The organism is Vibrio nigripulchritudo (assembly GCF_027924785.1).
Classification (GTDB): domain Bacteria; phylum Pseudomonadota; class Gammaproteobacteria; order Enterobacterales; family Vibrionaceae; genus Vibrio; species Vibrio nigripulchritudo.
Genome location: NZ_AP027049.1, coordinates 2,134,530 through 2,153,548 on the forward strand (window position 1 = coordinate 2,134,530; position 19,019 = coordinate 2,153,548).

Consider the following 19,019-nt stretch of genomic DNA (forward strand, 5'->3'; position numbering starts at 1 on the left):
TGTTATTCGCCATCTTGGTCTACTATGCCAACCAAACGGAAGTAGCCGTTCTTGGCTTCTCCATCAGAAATAAGCTCTGCCAACAAGTCTGGCAGAGGCATATCACACCACCTCACTACCTGTTCGATTGAATACGAAACGGGAGAATGTGGTTCAGTTTCCTTAAAGAACTCCGCAATCTTTTTGAGTTGCTCTATAGCATGCTCTCTTGATGCCAAGTTCGCCGCTAATAGCTGACCTGCAGGTACCGCAACCGTTTCTACTGTTCCGTCTGCAGTCTCTTCAACGACTTCTTCTAATTCTGTTTCTACTGCCACATCTGCTTTAAGCCTGTCACCAGCCAAATGATTAAGTGCAGATTGAATGGCTTCAAGCTTCTTCTGGATATGAGAACTTGGCATTACTTCGCCACAAGCATCATCCATGGACTGGCTATATCGATTAAATGCTTCAATGGCTAACGCAAGGTCTTCTCCAAGCTGCTGGTAGAACTCCTTCGAAGACTGGTTAACCGCGTCTTGAATCGACTTAAGCTCTACCGCACCGCCATCCAGTTTTTGACGTTTCTTGTCTTCGTCTAAACGTTCCAGATCGACCGCTTGCTGATACTCCCAGTAGGCGTATGACTGCCCCGTATGTGTCTCTGTAAGTGGAATGGAAGACAGAGGAAACAGCAAAGTACCCTCTTTCTCTATTCCGTTTAGTCCAATGATTGGAGTGACGCGTGTCTCGATTCCATCTTCATCGGGCATCGGATGAAGATGATCCCAGAAGTTTTCAATGAGTTGAGCGGCTAATTGGTAGCCCTCTGCAAATCCCTTGAACCCATAGGCTCGCGTCATCGCCTCAATCACCCAGGCAACCAGTTCCAAATCTTTTGAGTGATTGGACAATTGCTCTGGAACGGTTTCAAGAAACGGAATCCAGAGATTGACGTAATTGAGTAGAGGTTCTTCAACGATGATCGCATTGCGTTCTTCATTTCGTGCGACCATACGCTGGTCTTTCAAACGGAAGTAAGCCGACTGTGGGCTTACATCAGAACGCGGATCTGCACCTGCTGGCGCTTCTTCAGATATAGGAAGAAGTGCTTGTTCGATCCATTCAAAATCGGAGGCTTCGTACATCATTATCGACTCCTTGCGAAAATTGGAACCGTTGCATCATCAGATTGTGCAACCTCAGATGAATATTCCGCAGCGGTTGCTTTTATCAGTGCGCAGGTTACGTTGTCTTGTGCGCCTTTCACCAAGGCTGAATGCATAAGTGCCAAACCAGACTGAGCAACAGCATCTGCCTGAAGGCTTCTAGCCAGTTCAGCATTGTTTAGCTCTTTAGTGAGACCATCACTGCAAAGCAGAAATTGATCTCCGGGTACCAGTTGCCCAGACACCTGATCGACGACAACATCGGGTTCCACCCCTATCGCTCTGGTGATCACATTTGCCAGAGGGTGACTCTCGGCGTCATCAAAATTCAGCAGCCCTTGATCAACCAAGTCCATGACTTGGCTGTGATCGCGCGTTTTTTGGACTAACTGATTGTTTCTCATAAGGTAAATACGGCTATCGCCTACCCACAAGCAGTGGTAGAACCCATCCTGAATGTACAAGAGCACCAACGTTGTCCCCATGGTTTTCCCATCGAGGTTACTTCTTGCGTAGTCATATATCGCGTAGTTCGCTTCTAAAACGGCTTTTCTCAGGTCATCAATAGAAAAGTCCTGATGTTCATTCGCGTACTTTTCGATGGTATCAACCAGCATTTGACTGGCAATATCACCGGCTTCATGACCGCCCATTCCGTCCGCTACAACCCAGACACGCTTTGCAGATAAGTCCAGTAGAGAATCTTCGTTGTAGGGTCTGACCTTCCCTGGGTGCGTTTTTGAAAAGGTAAAGAAATTCCAATTCATTTCGCGTTACTCCTTACCAATTCCATTGATCCCAATTGCCATCTAGCATGGCTGCAAATTGTCCGACGGCCGGCAAGCCATCTGTAAACGTTGAAATTGCCGGAATAGTCTCTGAACCTTCGGTCCACCAATAGCATGTGCGCGGCAACTGAGTCTTGAGTAAATGCTGAAGCAGATGATTGCTTTCAAGCGGAATTTGTTCTTCAAACAACAGGTTTTGAAACTCACCGTTTACTGGTGTTGCTTTAAGCACTGGCGAACGGGTTAAGACTGCTTCCCAGTGCTCATTTGTAAGTAGTGGAGTCCAAGCTTCTAGCTGGAAGTTATCATCAAGCACTTCTAATGCGCGATCCTCCGCGGCTTCGCTCCATTTCCTGTCTTGCCAATAGCTGATAGCAGAGCCTTCAACAGGTCTTGCCAGAGTAAAGAAGTAGTATCTTCCAACAGAATCAACACTCGGGATCATGGTGCCAATAACCGTGTTCTCACCACACACATTAGGTGAAAGCGCAAAGTGCCAGATTGGCGCGTTCATGTAGTGCTGTGTCCAGGATTCTTCCATTTGTTCCCGGCTAACAGCAAGCACCGCTTGCTGCCAGTCTTGCCATGATTTTAAGAAGTCTTGTGGAAGGGATTCCTGTATGAAATCCCCTTTAGCCGGCACTTTTCCAAAATATCCCCATTGTGGTGTTATAAGGTTTGAGGACATGTAAATCGCTCCATATCGTTCGACCAGAATGGGTTAATGGTACTGCTCGGTATTAACTCCAATTGAACCTTATTCCCCTTGAGATCAATCATGACAATGTTGTCCTTACGTGTTTCAGGACGAGCCTTAAGTGACTGATCGAGCATCTTGTACAGACCCCATTGACCTTCGTAGGTGTGTGAGATCTCTCTGGATGAGTTAGGCGGAATAAAGATAATTCGTGTTTCCGACTTGCTTGAAGGCCAAGACAAATTCTGAGTTCGCTCTGGACCATGGCTGTAAACCAGTTTTTGTGAACCCAGCTCTAACTTGAACTTAGAAATATGTTGGTCCAGATATTTTGGTCTCAAGCCGAACTCAATCTTCACTGAGTTATCGGTTTCGAAGAAAGTCTGTCTGATTTTCTCTGCACGCTGGAACACTGCTAACGTCTCAGGGCTCACTCCAATTTCTTTTTCGAAGCGCCATACACGTCCAGATGTATCGACAAACGGCTCCAAGTAGTCTGAGAAGAAACTGTCTAATGTTCCGCCGTAACCAAAGAAGCGTTTGAAGTCTTTCAGGTTCACTTCATTCTTAGCAGAAGGATTGAATGGGTATCGACCTTCAATGCTTCGCTCATAAGCTTTAACCACCTGAGTTTTCCAGATCTGGTTCAAGTGATTCTGAGAACCCTTTTCTGCCAAGCGTGTTGATTCATGAGAAAGACCAACTAGCCAGCGGTTAAACGGAGCAGGTAGAATCTGATTGGTGCGCTTAAGTGAACGCGCAACGTCTTCAGTTACTGTTCCATCCAAAATGCTCTTGTATGCCAGTTTCTGGTTGTTACCTGAACTTGATAAGTCGGACAAGTATTCTCTCAATCCAACAAGAGACTGGTTGATCAGTTCAAAATCCTGTTGCTCGATTTTGATGATACCTTCGAACGCTCTTTCTACCTCTTTGCCTGGAAGGTTGATAGCCAGCTCTGTGTTCTCGGTAGGCATGAATCGACCAATAGCGTTTTTCTTGTTGTGCAGCGCAACATCGGCAGCTTTTGTCGCCACTTCAGCAGCCACTTTTTCGTTTTGGCTTAGCGACACTTTCGTTAGCGAAACTTCTTTCTGAACTGCTTTCAGGAAGGATTCCACCGGGCGCTCGGAACTCGCGAGAATTCGGCTTTGAATCAGACTAAGCTCCAGACTTGGTGTCGACTTAAGTGCAATGTCGTTAATCAAAGATTCCCATTCATAGATGTAATCTCTGTAGTAACGCTCGCGTACACCTTTAACCGCAAGATCATGATCTACCGCTTGAATATCGATGTTGTCGCCGTAGACCCAGTTATCTTCCATCAGGTTTTTAACTGTACGTCCAATCTGCATCTGGAAAATACTGTGGAAACCATTAAAGGTGTAGAACCCAGGTATTCCGGCAGAAAGTGGTTTGCCGCTTTTACGCTCAAACTGACTAAGGCTTTGTGACCCCATAACATCTGTGATTCGGAATGAAGGTACATGGCTCTTAATGAATTGCAGTTTCATTCGCTGATAAGCACGCTCTGCCAATGGCAACTGAGTAAGTACATTACGCGCGTCTTGGACTGCGTCATTGTTCACGTATAGCCCGAGGTCGTCGTTAGCCAACAAGTTCTTGGTATGCATCATTAGAGAAGCGCGTTTTTCTTCGTTGAACTCACCTGGGAAGTTGTTCTCGAAATAGAGTTCGAACCAACTTTCGACATGGACGATATCGAAACGCTCCGGATTAAACAGCATCAAGTATGTTTTAAGAGTTTCGTACAAGTATTCCCGGTGAGACTGACTCGCTTCCATCTCACTGATAAGCGCCGATTCCAACAGCTTAGAGAAGTAGCCATTTAACGCCTGGTGATAGGCAGCTTTCGCTGGCTGCCCTATCTTGTCGCCCTGATACAATCCAAACTTCTTAATGCCTTCAACGTCTTCGTAGTATCCGGCATACCCCATAGGTAGCCCCATGATTTCATCGAGCAACTCAAGGGATTCCACTAAGTTGTCTTCGAAATCAAAATCGATTCGCTTCACTTGTTCATCGATATTGGCAATGCGATCATCGGTTTCAGTGATAAGTTGCTTATTCCATTGGAAACTTTGGAACCAGATTGCGCCAAAAGCCGCCACACTCGCCAAGCTGAATGCCAGTGCACCATGCTTGACCCAACGGTTCTGCTTTTGATGATGACGGTTCACACTGCCAAGGAATTGCTCTCTGAATATAATGTCTTCAAACAGAGAACGAATGAAGAAACTCGCTGACTCTTTAGAGCTGGTTTTAAGCGATAGCTGAGAAAGCCCAAGACCTGATGATGTTTCATTCATTACGCGGTCAATTGGCATGCCTTCCTGAACCGCACTCACGATAAACACACCACGAATCATGGTTGACTCTTCGAAGGCGTTCTTTGCAAAGATGTCGCTTAGAAACTCGTCAACATTTGCCTGAAGCATTCTTAACTGCTTTGGAAACTCAAAAATCAGTGCTCGCTTGTCTAGATCAGTTTCCTGTTCTAAACGCTTGTTCATGCGTTTATCGAGGCTTTCCAGAAGATGGTGAAATTCTTTGTTAAACAGAGAAATAACACCTTTCTCATCTTCTGAAGACTCAGGGAACATGAAACCAAGTAACTGATCGCGCTCTTCGTCCTCTAAGTCTGCAAAGTACTCATTAAAACCTGCTATTAGGTCAGCTTTGGTGAGAACAATGTAAATAGGGAACTGCATACCAAGCTGGTTTTTCAGCTCCTGAATACGCGCCTTAATTGCTCTTGCATGCATGCCTCGTTCTGTACGAGTCTGGCTCATCAAGCTCACCAAACTTACTGCCACGATGGCACCATTGATAGGACGTTTCGTACGGTACTTTTTAAGTAACCCAAGGAAACCCAACCAAGCTTTGGAATCTTTTTCTGAATGACTGTCTTGCGTGGTATAGCGGCCAGCCGTATCAATCAGCACCGCTTTATTAGTAAACCACCAGTCACAGTGACGAGTTCCACCAATCCCAGACAAAGGATCTTGCCCTAAGCTGTCAGAAAGTGGGAACTCCAAACCAGAATTTGCTAGTGCCGTCGTTTTACCTGTTCCAGGAGGACCAATTAAAACGTACCAAGGCAGTTTGTAAATGCTTTGCTTTCCGCGTTTGCCCGTCTTGTGTAAGACTTGAATTGCCTGATCAATTCTCTCTTTGAGCAAGTCAATTTCGGCAGCGGATTCTTCATCGTCTTGCGCATTGACTTCCAGAAGATTCTGAATGCTTTCATCTTCTTCTTTCTTTTCTTTCTTCTGCTGGCGGATGTTCACGACACCCCAGCCAAACATTAGTGCTAGCAGTACTAGAAGACGAGAGGTTTCGCTTTTTAAAGGTTCATGACCAGCAACGGCCACGAGCGGGCCAACCAGCCAGATCATAAGTGACAGAGCAATCAGACCAATTAAGCTGACAAACCATTTTTGGCTGACAAATTTCCCTACAGCTTTAAAACTCACTGTTCCTCTCCTCCTACAGCTCTTTGTGCCACTAACAAGTCGATTTCAACACGGCGGTTTTTCGCTCGATTTGCTTCGGTGTCGTTATCAACGAGTGGTCTTGCGTCTCCCATGCCTTCCGGGATCAAACGACCGGTAAGATTACTGCTGTCAGCAAGATGATTAGTTACCGATGTGGCTCTGGCTAAGGACAGGTGCCAGTTAGACGGGAACTTACTAGTAAAAATTGGCTTGTTGTCGGTATGACCAACAATCATAATTCGACCTTTCGTTCCTTCTAAAGAACGACCTACTTTGGACAGTACTGGACGAATATGTTGGGTCAGCTCAGCACTGCCAGAGTCAAACAGTTCGTTTGCTGCAAATGAGATTCTGACTCTATCTGGAAGCTGTTGAATCTCTACAACACCACGATCCATTTCGGTAGCGAGATAGTCCTGAATTCGTAGAGCAACAGGAGCAACATCTGCCAAAGGTGTCGATTCAGTTACTTCAACAGAAGGGACGAGGTTAAGTAAGTTGGTAAAGGTCCTATTAGATTCTTCATTGATCTTATAATTGAATCCCATATACGTAGCGGCAAGGATGGCTCCCGCAATGGAAAGCGTCACCCACACTGGTGTGCTTTCGGTGATTTCCTCACCCACGCGTACCTTATCCTGCCAACCATCACTCAGTACTTTAGGTGGACGCTCGCTTACAGTGGTAATAACGTCGAAAACACGCTGTCGCAAGCTGCGATGAGATTCCACACCGTTCTTTTCTAATCGGTAGCGCCCAATGAAACCAAGAGACATACAAATATACTGAAGTTGCAGAATATCTAGGCTTTCGGTTGGCGCGGACATGGCTTTGTCCAGGTAATCATAAAACTGCTCACCGCCCTGAGTATTGGCATAGAAAGTTGAAAGCAGAGAGTTGTCTACCCAAATTGACTGACCACCCCAGACTGTGTTCAGCACGGTTTCATCGATTAGACAGCATAGGCAGAAGCGTGCGATATCAATATCTTGGTTTCTTGCGTTTTGCAGTCTTAAGCGGGTTTCGTAATCTCGAATTTTCTGGACAAAAGCTTCTCGCAGCTGTTGAACATCACCGTACTGGCTGGTAGCTCTGATTTGACCAATCAATGAGAGAACCACGTTTGCTTCGGCCAGAAGAAGGTTTTTGCCAAACGCGATTACACTAGAGGATTTCTCCTCTTTGATTACTTTGGTAAGCAGTACAGTGCTGTCTCCCTCTTGGGGCGGTGGTGGAGAAGCGGGGGCTGCTGGTGCTGGCTTAGCACCACCTCTACGTCCGGGAGTAGGTTTCATTACAGTGTCTTCCATCAGTCTACTTCAACTTATTGATTAATCGTCCATAACTCGACATCGATCCCCGGATAGTTACCTGAGATATGAATTGCCAAACCACCACTTTCAGTCAGTCTTTGCCAGTAAGGACCTTTCTTGGTCACTTCAAAGTATTGGTAACCTGCCTGATACGGAATTTGTCTTGGAACCACAGTCAGCGGCGAGATTGCGATACCGTGAAGCTGGTTGTTGATGAGATCGCGAATGTTTTCGACAGGTCCGATCTTGATTTGAGACGGTAAGCGTTTACGCAGCTCTTCACTTGCCACGTCAGCTTTGATGGCAAGAACAAACTGACACTTCGAAAGAATGTTTTTGTCAGGAATACTGGAAACACGAATACCGTATTGTCTGATCTCAAGTGGTAGCTTAGTCGCCGTTTGCTCAAGTACTACACTCAGATACTGGCTGAGCATCTGATGCACTACATGGAAAAGTTCTGCCATGTCACCATGTTTGTATTTCGGTAACACAGGCGGACGCTTAGACTTAGTCGAGAAAGTCGCTAGCTCTCCAATCAAACCGTACAGTGCCGTTGTCAACTGGAAGGGATGTAGGTCCGAACACTGGCTGAAATGCCTTAAGGTTGTCTCATGACGGTTGAGCATTTGAAGCATGACAAAATCAACAGCCGATGCTGATGCCGATTTCCCCTGCCCTAATCTTTGAGCAAGAGCATCGGCACGGATTTTAATCATTGCAACAATGTTGTTGAGATACTTATGAATGGTTTCGTTCTTGTTCGCATTTAACGAAGGTGGAATGAAGTCCTGATCAAGCAGAACTTCTCCTTCCGTCGTGACTTCCTTAATTTTGGCAACTCTAATGGAATGGTAACCAGGAAGTTTGTCATTGGTGACTTTCAACTGAACTCTCAAGGAAGCTAGCTGAAGGATTTCTTCATCGTGTCCAGTGACATTGTCCGTGACAGATTGATCAGAATATATATAGCGAGTAACCAACTCTTCTGAGTCGGATGCGATGTTCTGACCATTCACCTTGTCAGCTGGAATAGCGAGGGAAATGTAGGTGTCTTTGGTTTCTGAATCCACCATTAAAGGTTTCGGCGCATTGTCTTTAACCGGTACATTAACCAAGGTCATATCGGGCATGATTGCCTGACATTGCTCTAGATGAAGTTGACCTTCTTTAAGCAGCGCCTGGTTAAACTTAATTAAAGAAACACCCCAGGAATACGGCGACAGCAATTGCTGGATTTCCTTGGATTCAAAATTAATCGCTCGCTCTTGCTGCTGAAAATGTTGAGGGCGCAAAAACATACCCTCACACCATGCGATGGGAGAAAAATCACTCATTAAATTAGTAAACCTATTCGTACAACAATTTATTTAACAGCTATGGACAATTCACCAATAAGTAACTTGTGTTTTTCATAACCCGTTTTGTCTACTGGAATTACTTTTCGCCAGTTAGCATTTTCAATATCTCTGTAAGCTGCAATAACACCGACATATTCCACTTCAGGCTTCATACTTACTTCATATAGCTCAGTGCTACCAGGAGCAAAAGTAAATTCTTGCTTAGCAATTAGATCAGGACCTAAAACTTCTTCAGGTTCTTCATATAGAGAAAAGAAATCTTGGCTTTCAAATAACGTATTTGACGTTAATTCATACACGTGAATGACTACAGGAGAAGGTCGACCATTTAAATCTGGGTTTGCCTTATTGCTAACCTCAAATTCAAGTGTGGAATACGCTGGTACAACATAGTTAGCTACTGAGCATCCTGCCAGAACGAATGCAAATAATAGCCCCATTATTGATAATTTTGTTTTTTGTTTCATTTTCTCAACCTTTTTTCAAAGCCATTTCGTAAGATTTAGCGAAGTCTTCTAAATAGAATGGAGTGGAACTCTCTTCAAGTTCATTGGACAAATCTGAATATTGTCTCTCGTAGTTTTTCCAAAAATTAGCTTGGGTTTTACCCGGTATTATTTTCTCTAGTACACCGTCACCCGCATTCATGGTGGAAATATAATCTGGATTCAGTAATCCCATAACACCACGTACCGCGCCATCTACACCCAGCATTAACGCTTTTTCGTGTTTTTCAATGTCATCAAAGGCTTCTTGAATAGCGTGCTGTGGTGCTAAAAAACTCGCGGTATTACGGTTGTAGAGGTTGTGGATCGCGTCTTCCAGGTTTGCAGAAAATTTAAGTGGGTTATTTTCATGCCTTTGGAATGCGGTGTGATTCAAGCGATTTGTCTGTTTAAATTCTGCTCTGTGATGAAGCGTATCCATCAATCCACCTAGCAACAGCGCAAATGATTCACCGAGTTGCTTAAACCACTCTTCTGAGTGTTGAGCTGGGACCATATTTCGTGTGATTCCCAAACCACTCAGAAACTCGTCCATTTCTCCTGAAGTGTCACCTGCCACGTGAGGTTTTGCCACTTGAGGGGCTTGACTAGGTTGGTTTACTTGCGGTTTTTCTGTCTGAGTTTGGGGAGCCGCTCTGCCCGGCGATGGGCGTTCTACTCTTGGTGTTGCAACCGTTGCCTGAGCAGGTTCATTGTGTGCTTGTGGCTGTACGTGTTGCTGAGGAGGTGGCTCAGGAATAAAATCTGGCGCAACCTGTGGCTGTGCGGGTTGAGAAGGAGTATCTGCTACTAGATCGTCTGTAACATGTGTTTCTTGCAAGTTAAAGAAATCATCAGTTAGCCCGATATCGCTTTCGAACACAGGATTGCTCTGCAAATTCGAAGATAAGTCGCTGGCAAAATTGTGGTCTTGGGAGTGATTATTAAACCCAGTTGGCGCATTAAAATCATCGTTGGGAATTTGATTAAATACGTCACTTGCGTTGACTTCCTGATGAGGGTGAATGGTCGTTTCACCAGAGTTCTTTAACTCAACCAGAATTTCGTACTCACCAAATGTAATTATATCATTATCATTAAGCTTAATTTCATTGCCATTACCAACAGGCGTTACCGACCTATTTAAGAATAATCCGTTTGTTGACAAATCTCTTATTAAATAATCACCACCAAAGCGAATAAGTTCACCATGAACACTTGATACAACTCGTTCTGGATCAGGCAATGTCCAGTCACAGCTATCTGAGCGACCGAATTTAACTGAATCATTTACATTATTATCATTAAATTCAAACTCACTCTGAATCTCAGATGTAAATTTATGAAAGCTGTTAATAGACAGCACGATTCCCATAATAACCTCAAGCCAACATTATATAAATTCTAACGTTATTAATAGAAGCAACTAATTTACTATTTTATCAATGATAAATATAACAATAGAGCGTCACTAAAATTAGCCTGAACTATGATTAAATTGGCTTTTAATTTGAAATATATTTTGCAACGAAAAATGATTTATACAGCGCAGATCAAATTTTAAAAAATATTTACTTCACCAAATTTCGTTTGATTGTTATCTAAGCCGAAACTTTAATTCCTACTAATTGTTTCAAATTGCTGGGTGCCTAACCTTACTGACATTCAACTTGGAGTTCGCTAAATGTCAAAAGATAATCTTCCCCCTAAAGAGCCAACCAAACCACAAGATGGTGATCGCACTCAAATCGTGAAAATTGAGCGCAAAACTGCAGCACCCGCTGATAAACCTGAAGAGAAAAAAGCAGAGCCTAAAAAACCAGTCTCCTCAAAGGAAAAAACCAAGGCACCCGGAACAGCAAAACCAAAGCCTGCTGAAGAGCCAGTAAAGGCACAGTCTAAGTCTCCTACTCAGCCACCAGCATCAGTTGCGAAAAAAGCCACTAATCCAGGCAACGTAACCTCAAACGCCGAGAGCTTAGTAGGCACGTTGGTTAAGGGAAGATACAAACTCGAATCATTAATTGGACATGGCGGTCTATGCGATGTGTATCGGGCAAAAGATAAGGTACTCGAATCTTCTGGCTCCGAATCTCCATACGTGGCACTGAAGATATTGCAAAAAGAGTATGTAAATCAGCCGGAAACAGCTCGCATGCTGATTCGTGAAGCTCAGAACACTCAAAAGCTAAGTCACCCCAATATTATCCGCGTTTTCGACTTTGGCGTTGATCAACAGATTTACTATCTGGTAATGGAATACCTTGATGGAGAAACATTGGAGCAATTGATTCAGCGTTCCCGTCCATCCGGTTTGCAATACACCAAAGCGCTCGCCGTTCTTGACCAAATCTTAGATGCATTGCACTACGCCCATCACCAAGATATTGTTCACGCTGATTTGAAGCCGGCGAACATCATGCTCAACTCTGATGGGCAAATTAAGATATTTGATTTTGGCGTATCAAAGACTTTCAAACTCAAGCAAGATCAATATGCTGCAGCAAGAAAAGAAAGTAACGACAACGTGGGTGGTTACACGCCAAACTATGCGTCAATTAACCTGATTAATGGTTCCGATCCAAAGCACACGGACGATCTATTCGCGTTTGCTTGCATCGCATACGAACTGCTTAGCTGCAAACACCCTTATGGACGCAAACCAGCGAACATTGCGTTAAAAGAAGGGTTGAAAGCGAAGAAGCCTGCCAACATTCCTGCGTCTAAGTGGAAGGCACTTAATGACTATCTAGACCTAAGCTCAGAACCAAAACTTGATTCAGCAGAAAAGATAAAAGAGTTCCTGCATAAGAACTACACACCAGCTATTGCAGCAGGTGTGGCGATATTGGGTCTGGTCGGAATGCTCGGTTATGGCTACTCACAAATGAGCTCCGAAATCGACACCCATAAAACTCATATTGCTGCATTAGAACAGCAAATTGATGCCCAAAACGCATTGCTCGATACCCCGTTCTCCGACGTGCTCGCTATGATCGATGCACAACCCACTCATCATGCTGTTATCTCTCAGGGATTACTTCGTCATCACAAAGAAGCCATCATTTCAGAGTTTGAAACCCGAATTGATGAAATTCTGAATGACAGAGAAAGTTCGTATCCAAACTACTACTCTATTGAGAAAGTTCTGGAAGACGCTAAGAAGTACTACCCTGATTCTCACGAACTTGAAACCATTGCGGCAGATATTCGTTCGAGTAAGCTGTCTACGCTGTCGGTACTTGCCCAGAGAATTAATACCCACCTTGAGAAAGGTCGCTACAGTAAATCGGACAGTAAAGACAATGTGTTCACCCTGTATCTCGATCTGCAGACCATTAATTCCGACTATCAATTTAAGCCATCTTCACTGGCTAATGAGGTATTCGGTTCCAAGTTTGACACTGCATTAAAAGAAAAAGATACAGTGACTCTCGCTGAACTCATCACCGTTGGTAATACTTTGTTTGATAGCGTAGAGGAACACAAAACACTGCTTGTTCAGGGCAACAAGATGTCCAGTGCTATCAGCGCACTCAGCACTTATCAATTGGCTGTGAATTCAGGGCAGTCTGCGACCTACCCATATGAGGCGGCGCGTGTACTGTATGGCGAAGAGTTGTCAGCACTTAGAACTACACTAGAAGGCTCTAATACCATTAAGGAACTTGATAGCTTAGTTGACAATATTGATAATTTCGCGAGCAAAGTACCTTCTGATTTCCGGGATGTCGCTAAAATTCGCTCAGAAACGGCAAACCGTTATCTCGAGTTGTCTGACATTTTGCTGAACAAACGTAAGGCGTCTCAAGCTCGCGCGGCGATGAAGAAAGCAAACGATCTACTTCAAAAAGTAGAATTATCTAAACAAGGCGGATAACAGAGCCAACTAAAGCTTTCGATACGATTACAATAAATCAAAGCCAGCTTCCTTTGAGAAGTTGGCTTTTTGTTTACTAAGATAAATATTGCTTAACTTTAAAGTGATATGTTTATTCAATTTACAATTTAATAGAAAGCATCATAAAACAAATTTATTAGACATAAATCCCAAATAACCATGCCCTATGGTTAATCAATCAAGCTAATTATGTAAACCAATTGTATCAAGTGCGAAAATTTACTGATATGCCCCTGCTTTTATAAACCTTCTCAAAAGTGAAAATTATCAGTGGAATGACTTCAAAATTTTGATGTTTCATTGAACGCAACGCCGTCTCTGGGCAATCGTTTTTAAAAAATTCGTCTAAAGTTATGTGCTAACTCAATCAAACTGTGAAATGAGTACGCCATTTTACTCTTTAGATTTGTATCATTAGTGAGAACTCTATATCTTGATGAGCTTTTAGTAAGTTAAACTTGAGCCAATCGAGTAATTTTGTATGACTTTCTAAGCAATTCGATATTATTATAACTATCAATATACTTGCGACGTCGGTTTCTCTAAAATAAGACAAAAAAACGCTAAGTTGTTTTTTAAAGCGAAAAATGGGATGAGGAAGGTGCTCTTTGAGTGCCAATGCATTTTAATGACAAATATAGAATCAAGGATGTTGCCGAGCTCTTTTGGCATCTTTGCAATGTTTCTGTTGCAGCTTTTAGTATCATTTGGTGCTTCCGCCTCAGTCTTTCCTATTGAGGTTTCAGGGGACGAAGAAGGAAAGCGAATTACAGGTCGCTACCTTTTATGGCACGACGCTTCGGGGGAAGCAAAATTAAACGATGCCGTTAAAGCTTTTCGTAACCAAGAGTTTAAACCTCTTAGTACCAAAGGTTCCACTGGGCTACAGCCCGGTGCTTTCTGGAGCATTTTTGCTCTCACCAACACCACCAACACCGCTATCACGGTTCATCTTGAATACATCGATCATCAGTTGATTTACCTCGATGCGTATCAACGCTCTGTCGCGGAAAACAACTATGAAATGCTGGCAAGCTTATTCCTTGGCGACTCTTTTTCAGAGCGACTGATTCCACACCAAAGGTTTGTGGTGCCTGTTACGCTGGAGCCAAACCAAACTTATCAGTATCTTTTCCGTTATGGCTCTGACGGTCAGGGCTACGTTTTTCCTGACCTGAGAATCTGGAACCCTCAAAAGCTCAACTACGCGCAGTCTGTTGAAGTTGCACTGATCTCTATTGGAGTGGGCAGTTTATTGCTTATGGCATTGACATCCTTTGTTGTGGGCAGCGCATCCAATGATCGTGTTTATATGGCTTATGGCGTCTACGCCATAGCAAAAACCCTTACGTGGCCAACGATTCTCGGCTTTACACACATGTTTGTGTTACAGGATAACTTCCACTGGAACCTGATGTCTTTGGGTGGAGCGTTGTCCATTATGACCGGAATCATTTTTGTACGTTCCATGCTACAAACCAGGGAAAAGACACCAAAGTTAGATTGGGTATTGAAGTTCATGATACTCAATACACTTTTTCTGGCGTTAGCCGCAGTATTTCGTGAGACAGCCCTTGCGGTCATTTTCATGACCATCGCCCTACTCCTTTATCCGTTCCTCGCGATTGCAGGCATCATTCGCTGGATCCAAGGCTCCATAGTTTCCGCAATCTATACGGTCGCCTGGGGTATTCTGGTTGGCGGTTTATTTGCACAAGCGATGCGAGATTTGGGTTATGTCGAACATAACTTCTTCACCTATTACTGGCCTGTCTTTGCTTCCTTTGGTGAAATGGCAGTCATTCTTATTGCAATGGGCATTCGATTACTTCAACTCAGAAGAAGAAAAGACAACGCAGAGACACTTTACCGCCGCCAACTTGAGCGTGCTAAGTACGAACTGGAAATGCTGGTTTCCGAGCGGACTCACGCACTGGAGCAAGAGAAACAACGAGCGGAAATTGAAGCACGTACAGACCCGCTGACTGGAATCAGTAACCGACGTAACTTTATGAAGCTCGCTGAAGAGTCTTTCGACAAAAGCTTACTGGAATCCAAACCATTGGCGGTCATCATGTTTGATCTCGACCACTTCAAAGAAATAAATGACAGATATGGTCATTCAACCGGAGATAAAGCACTGAAACTGTTCGCGAGTACTATTTCAGGGAACATTCCCGACAATGCTATCTTCGGTCGACTCGGTGGAGAAGAGTTCTGTATGGCATTCCACGGCGATCAGGTCATGGCGATGGACATTGCAGAATTTCTCAGAAGCACAATAGAAAATATATCTATCGATAATGGTGAAAGGCAGGTTAGATTTACCACCAGCGTTGGGATTTCAGTACTAGACCACGAGAAACACATTGATCAATTGATCACTAACGCCGATAAAGCTTTATATCGCGCAAAATACTCGGGTCGGAACAAGGTTGTCGTCGCCTAGTAAACGGGTTGCGACACTCTACAGGAAAGGAAAGAGGTGCAGATACCTGCTCCTCTTTTTTATAATCAATATTTCTCATCACCTAATGGTCTGGCTAAATAGTCAAAATCACGCTTAAACGGCCAGTTTGGTGTTGTTTCTATCAGCCTCTCCGTTTTACATGCTTCCGTCTGATCTGCTTTTAAACACCACGAAGTGGGCTCGGGAGTCGGAACTTTATTCATCATATGGCGATAATCTGAGACAGCTTTATAGACCAACCTTCGGGCACGATTTAAGCTGCCTAAAGGCTCCCAACCATCAACCGCCCTCCAGGGGTTCATTGAAACATTCTCACAAAACTCTGTTTGTTCAGGGCTGTTAATCAATTGAGGTGGAATATGAATCGTGGCAATAGGAATAAATGGCGATGCTTTCTCTGACCATATCACCGTCGCATCGTCGATTGGCATGTATTTGCCTGTCACTTTTTCCTGAACCATAAAATCAAAGCATGCTCCGTCAGTTAAAAGCTGCTCTTGGAGTTGGGTATTGAGGTAATTTTCGGGTGAGCGGTCGACTTTTCCAGGGAAGGTCATTCCTTTACAAGGTTTGGTCGAAAACTTGATGGTATTCTTCCCTAGCTGATAAGGGAGCATTGAAAAATACTGAGCATCCAATGGGGTATCAATCACTGTCGATACGGTCTGTATCGCCCGATAGAACTGTTTCGGATGAAACCGTGGTGGAAATATGCTGATGAACCATTTAGTACGTTCAAACTTTGCCAGGAAAAGCATGTCCTCGGCATAGTCAAAAATATTGCGATTAAAAAAGGCGGGAACATTGGTCATGATGAAATCCTGATTGCCGGACGCGCCAAGCTCAGGTGCAATTGGGTCCCCAGGTACATTCATCACCTTAATCGCCATCCCCCGGGCATCACCTTTCTTATCTGCCTGCACCAGCATATCACCATTGGAAAACCGAATCCAAGCGGGATACTGGTGTCCTTCATGCTCAAACAGGCTAGCTTTAAACCTCGAAGGAATATCGGGGTTGACTGTAAAGGTCGCTCTCACGCATCCAGTCGCTTTAGCATGAGCGTCTCGCCGGTAGGGTCTTCCGTTGTATTCCTCTGCTCTCCGAGATATTTCTCTCGCGCTTAGAATCGACGACTGAACGGCATCGTACTCTGGTTGTGACATTCCCATTTCGAGCGCCGTTTCATCAAGCGCATGTGCTTTAAACCCGAATAGAGCGGCGAAAACACATACACTCAAGGTCGTTAACTTGTTCATTAATGTACCTCCAGTGGATGACTTTTCGCAGACTCAAAGCGAGATTCACAAGCAAGCTGCTCTGATTCAAAGTACGGAGCTTCGACGTATTGATTCCAGTTTTGAGGGTCACCGCCAAGTGCAACGTCAAAATCTGGGTTGCCCATGACTTTGATGTATTCCAGCAACTTCATTCTTTCTTTGACGGTCAGAAGTTTTCCAATTCGTCCTTTAACGTCTGCATCAGTGAATAAATGCCCGTGGTTCCCATTACCTTCGATACGAGTGTCATGAAGAAACGCACCTTGCTTGATGTCAGTCGCGTATCCCAAACGAATAGGATCGTATTCTCGATTGCCAACATAGAATTCCTGAGGTCTCTCACTTTGCGGTGAAATCATGTGATAAACGGTTGGTACTGACCCATTGTGAAGATATGGTGGTGTAGCCCACACACCATGCAGAGGCCTGGCTTTATAAGCCCTTTTGTTCACAATTCTAAATGGAATGTTAAGACCGTCGTATTCGGGTATCAGTGACTTATCGATGTGTTCATCCTGATAGAGCTTTGGAATAAGGCGATTGAGTAGAATCTGTAATCCATCACCCGCATTAACTGGCTCTGAATCTGGAATTATCTTACTGGCATCGTATTTGTGGTCCATGTAGTTGTTCGCAGCGGTCGCATCAGTACCAATGGTGTCGATATCAATCCAAGGCAACGCCCAGACAACTTCACGCCAGTCCTGGCGTATTGCCCGACCCGCTACATACGTGATATCCCCATCCATATCCCACTCCCAGTTCACATCAATTTGGTGAGCTGGGTTAGCACCTTCGTGCGATGCTACAGGCCATTGGTAAGACTCGCTTCGGTGCGGACCATGACAAAACTGGCAGTTCTTGGCAAACAGATCTTTTCCATCTCGTGCCATGGCAATGTCAATGTCTCCAAGAATATGCTCTGGCCATTTAGGCGGTTCGAGTGTTCTTAACTTCCCCTCAATGCAGTGCATTCCCGGCAAATCAATCACGGTTTCACCAAACTCATCAGAAGTCAGAAGTTCTCCGTTTTCATTCACCAACTTTATCGGCGCGAGAACCCCCAAACTTTCCCCGATGTTTCTTGCCATTGGCTGATTGGTAAATCCGGTATACTGAACCCAGTCAAATCGCCACATATCCCACAAAAAAGGATAACTGACAGGCGCATTCGCTATCGTCAGGTTGGAAGGTTCATTAATGTCATAGCCAAAAACCACATTTGCAATCCTGCCTACTGCATCGGTACGGCCACGTCCTTCTTCAACTGGATATAAAGATGGATTCCCCGCAGAATTTGCGAAGCTCAGACCTTTTTCAATAAACGCACGCAGATCTTTTCTAAGCTTCATGCGTTTATCCATATCCTCCCCAACTACCCTGTCTGCAAAACGGTTGAACTTAAATGGGTCGACATAGGTAAGAAAGACTGAAGCACCAAGCGATACAATGAACTCGCCGGTTTTGATACTGGAGATGCTGTGAAGTGCCTGACCACCATCAACCCGCATGGCTTTGCCTTGAAAGTGAAGCTCTCCGGTATGACACGCCGCGCAGGTGATATCTAATTTTTCCCGCTGCGTTTTTGGATCGATGTGCCGACCAAAACCAACAGGCAAATTACCCGGATTCATAATGGTAGGCTGCTGACCGGGGTCAACGATAAACCCCCATCCTCGCATATTGTCTGTGCTTGCCAGCATGTCTTTAGAAAAAGGCAGCTCAAGATTCACAAGCCAGTTGTATTCTAAGCCAAGTAGCTCAGTACCTTGAGGAGTAAAGTAATATGTCTCTCTATCTTTGTCAGTCCAGCCACTGTTCAGATAGTGAACTTCATTAACGGTTTCTACTGTCAGATTAGGCGCTAAAAAAGATTTAATCTGAAAGTAAAGGAAAGAAACAATAACGACAGAAAATAATGTTACCCGGAACCATTTCGGTCCAAGAGATAACCATAAGTTCAACAAAGCGATTATTATACCTTTCGCCCATCGATAAACTTTTAATATAATTGTAATTATTGCTCTGAATATTGCTTTTAGTGCAGTGAGTAACGCC

Annotated in this window: 12 protein-coding genes; 2 read left to right on the forward strand and 10 right to left on the reverse strand. The window is 44.2% G+C overall.

Annotated features, from left to right (window positions below; translation table 11 throughout):
* Positions 1–2: 2 nt before the first annotated feature.
* From tssA to tagH, 8 genes are read right to left on the reverse strand one after another with little or no spacing between them, the layout of a single operon-like run.
* On the reverse strand, positions 3–1,130 hold the full coding sequence (tssA, locus tag QMG91_RS09825; protein WP_281826140.1) for a type VI secretion system protein TssA: 1,128 nt from the start codon (positions 1,128–1,130) through the stop codon (positions 3–5).
* A complete protein-coding gene (locus QMG91_RS09830) occupies positions 1,130–1,915 on the reverse strand; it encodes a PP2C family protein-serine/threonine phosphatase (RefSeq protein WP_281826142.1) in 786 nt (261 codons plus the stop codon). The genes tssA and QMG91_RS09830 overlap by 1 nt, the downstream gene beginning before the upstream one ends.
* A gap of 13 nt (positions 1,916–1,928) precedes the next feature.
* Positions 1,929–2,624, reverse strand: a complete 696-nt coding sequence (tagF, locus tag QMG91_RS09835) for a type VI secretion system-associated protein TagF (protein WP_004408927.1) — start codon at positions 2,622–2,624, stop codon at positions 1,929–1,931.
* A complete protein-coding gene (tssM, locus tag QMG91_RS09840) occupies positions 2,606–6,130 on the reverse strand; it encodes a type VI secretion system membrane subunit TssM (RefSeq protein WP_004408926.1) in 3,525 nt (1,174 codons plus the stop codon). Before tssM ends, tagF begins: the two co-directional genes overlap by 19 nt.
* Complete coding sequence (gene tssL / locus QMG91_RS09845; RefSeq protein WP_281826145.1) at positions 6,127–7,461, reverse strand: type VI secretion system protein TssL, long form; 1,335 nt, start codon at positions 7,459–7,461, stop codon at positions 6,127–6,129. The genes tssM and tssL overlap by 4 nt, the downstream gene beginning before the upstream one ends.
* A 14-nt stretch (positions 7,462–7,475) precedes the next feature.
* The gene (tssK, locus tag QMG91_RS09850; protein ID WP_022550482.1) at positions 7,476–8,801 is read right to left on the reverse strand and encodes a type VI secretion system baseplate subunit TssK; all 1,326 of its coding nucleotides are present in this window, start codon (positions 8,799–8,801) and stop codon (positions 7,476–7,478) included.
* 29 nt (positions 8,802–8,830) lie between these two features.
* On the reverse strand, positions 8,831–9,292 hold the full coding sequence (tssJ, locus tag QMG91_RS09855; protein WP_004400057.1) for a type VI secretion system lipoprotein TssJ: 462 nt from the start codon (positions 9,290–9,292) through the stop codon (positions 8,831–8,833).
* A gap of 4 nt (positions 9,293–9,296) precedes the next feature.
* Entirely contained in the window at positions 9,297–10,685 is a 1,389-nt protein-coding gene (tagH, locus tag QMG91_RS09860) for a type VI secretion system-associated FHA domain protein TagH (protein ID WP_045962534.1), read from the reverse strand.
* 309 nt (positions 10,686–10,994) lie between these two features.
* Here tagH and QMG91_RS09865 point away from each other — a divergent pair, with 309 nt between their 5' ends.
* Both QMG91_RS09865 and QMG91_RS09870 read left to right on the forward strand, forming a co-directional pair.
* Positions 10,995–13,190, forward strand: coding sequence for a serine/threonine-protein kinase (locus tag QMG91_RS09865; RefSeq protein ID WP_281826146.1), 2,196 nt, complete (start codon positions 10,995–10,997; stop codon positions 13,188–13,190).
* Between the two features lie 670 nt (positions 13,191–13,860).
* Positions 13,861–15,660, forward strand: a complete 1,800-nt coding sequence (locus tag QMG91_RS09870; protein ID WP_004400060.1) for a sensor domain-containing diguanylate cyclase — start codon at positions 13,861–13,863, stop codon at positions 15,658–15,660.
* Between the two features lie 65 nt (positions 15,661–15,725).
* Here QMG91_RS09870 and QMG91_RS09875 read toward each other — a convergent pair whose 3' ends face one another.
* Both QMG91_RS09875 and QMG91_RS09880 read right to left on the reverse strand, forming a co-directional pair.
* On the reverse strand, positions 15,726–16,940 hold the full coding sequence (locus tag QMG91_RS09875) for a catalase family protein (protein WP_281826147.1): 1,215 nt from the start codon (positions 16,938–16,940) through the stop codon (positions 15,726–15,728).
* Complete coding sequence (locus QMG91_RS09880; protein WP_281826148.1) at positions 16,940–18,928, reverse strand: di-heme-cytochrome C peroxidase; 1,989 nt, start codon at positions 18,926–18,928, stop codon at positions 16,940–16,942. The genes QMG91_RS09875 and QMG91_RS09880 overlap by 1 nt, the downstream gene beginning before the upstream one ends.
* Between the last annotated feature and the right edge of the window lie 91 nt (positions 18,929–19,019).

Bases quoted from the DNA above. Each gene is read 5' to 3' on its own strand.
- tssA (WP_281826140.1), bottom strand. From the start codon at position 1,130: ATGATGTACGAAGCCTCCGATTTTGAATGGATCGAACAAGCACTTCTT.
- QMG91_RS09830 (WP_281826142.1), bottom strand. From the start codon at position 1,915: ATGAATTGGAATTTCTTTACCTTTTCAAAAACGCACCCAGGGAAGGTC.
- tagF (WP_004408927.1), bottom strand. From the start codon at position 2,624: ATGTCCTCAAACCTTATAACACCACAATGGGGATATTTTGGAAAAGTG.
- tssL (WP_281826145.1), bottom strand. From the start codon at position 7,461: ATGGAAGACACTGTAATGAAACCTACTCCCGGACGTAGAGGTGGTGCT.
- tssK (WP_022550482.1), bottom strand. From the start codon at position 8,801: ATGAGTGATTTTTCTCCCATCGCATGGTGTGAGGGTATGTTTTTGCGC.
- tssJ (WP_004400057.1), bottom strand. From the start codon at position 9,292: ATGAAACAAAAAACAAAATTATCAATAATGGGGCTATTATTTGCATTC.
- tagH (WP_045962534.1), bottom strand. From the start codon at position 10,685: ATGGGAATCGTGCTGTCTATTAACAGCTTTCATAAATTTACATCTGAG.
- QMG91_RS09865 (WP_281826146.1), top strand. From the start codon at position 10,995: ATGTCAAAAGATAATCTTCCCCCTAAAGAGCCAACCAAACCACAAGAT.
- QMG91_RS09870 (WP_004400060.1), top strand. From the start codon at position 13,861: ATGTTGCCGAGCTCTTTTGGCATCTTTGCAATGTTTCTGTTGCAGCTT.
- QMG91_RS09875 (WP_281826147.1), bottom strand. From the start codon at position 16,940: ATGAACAAGTTAACGACCTTGAGTGTATGTGTTTTCGCCGCTCTATTC.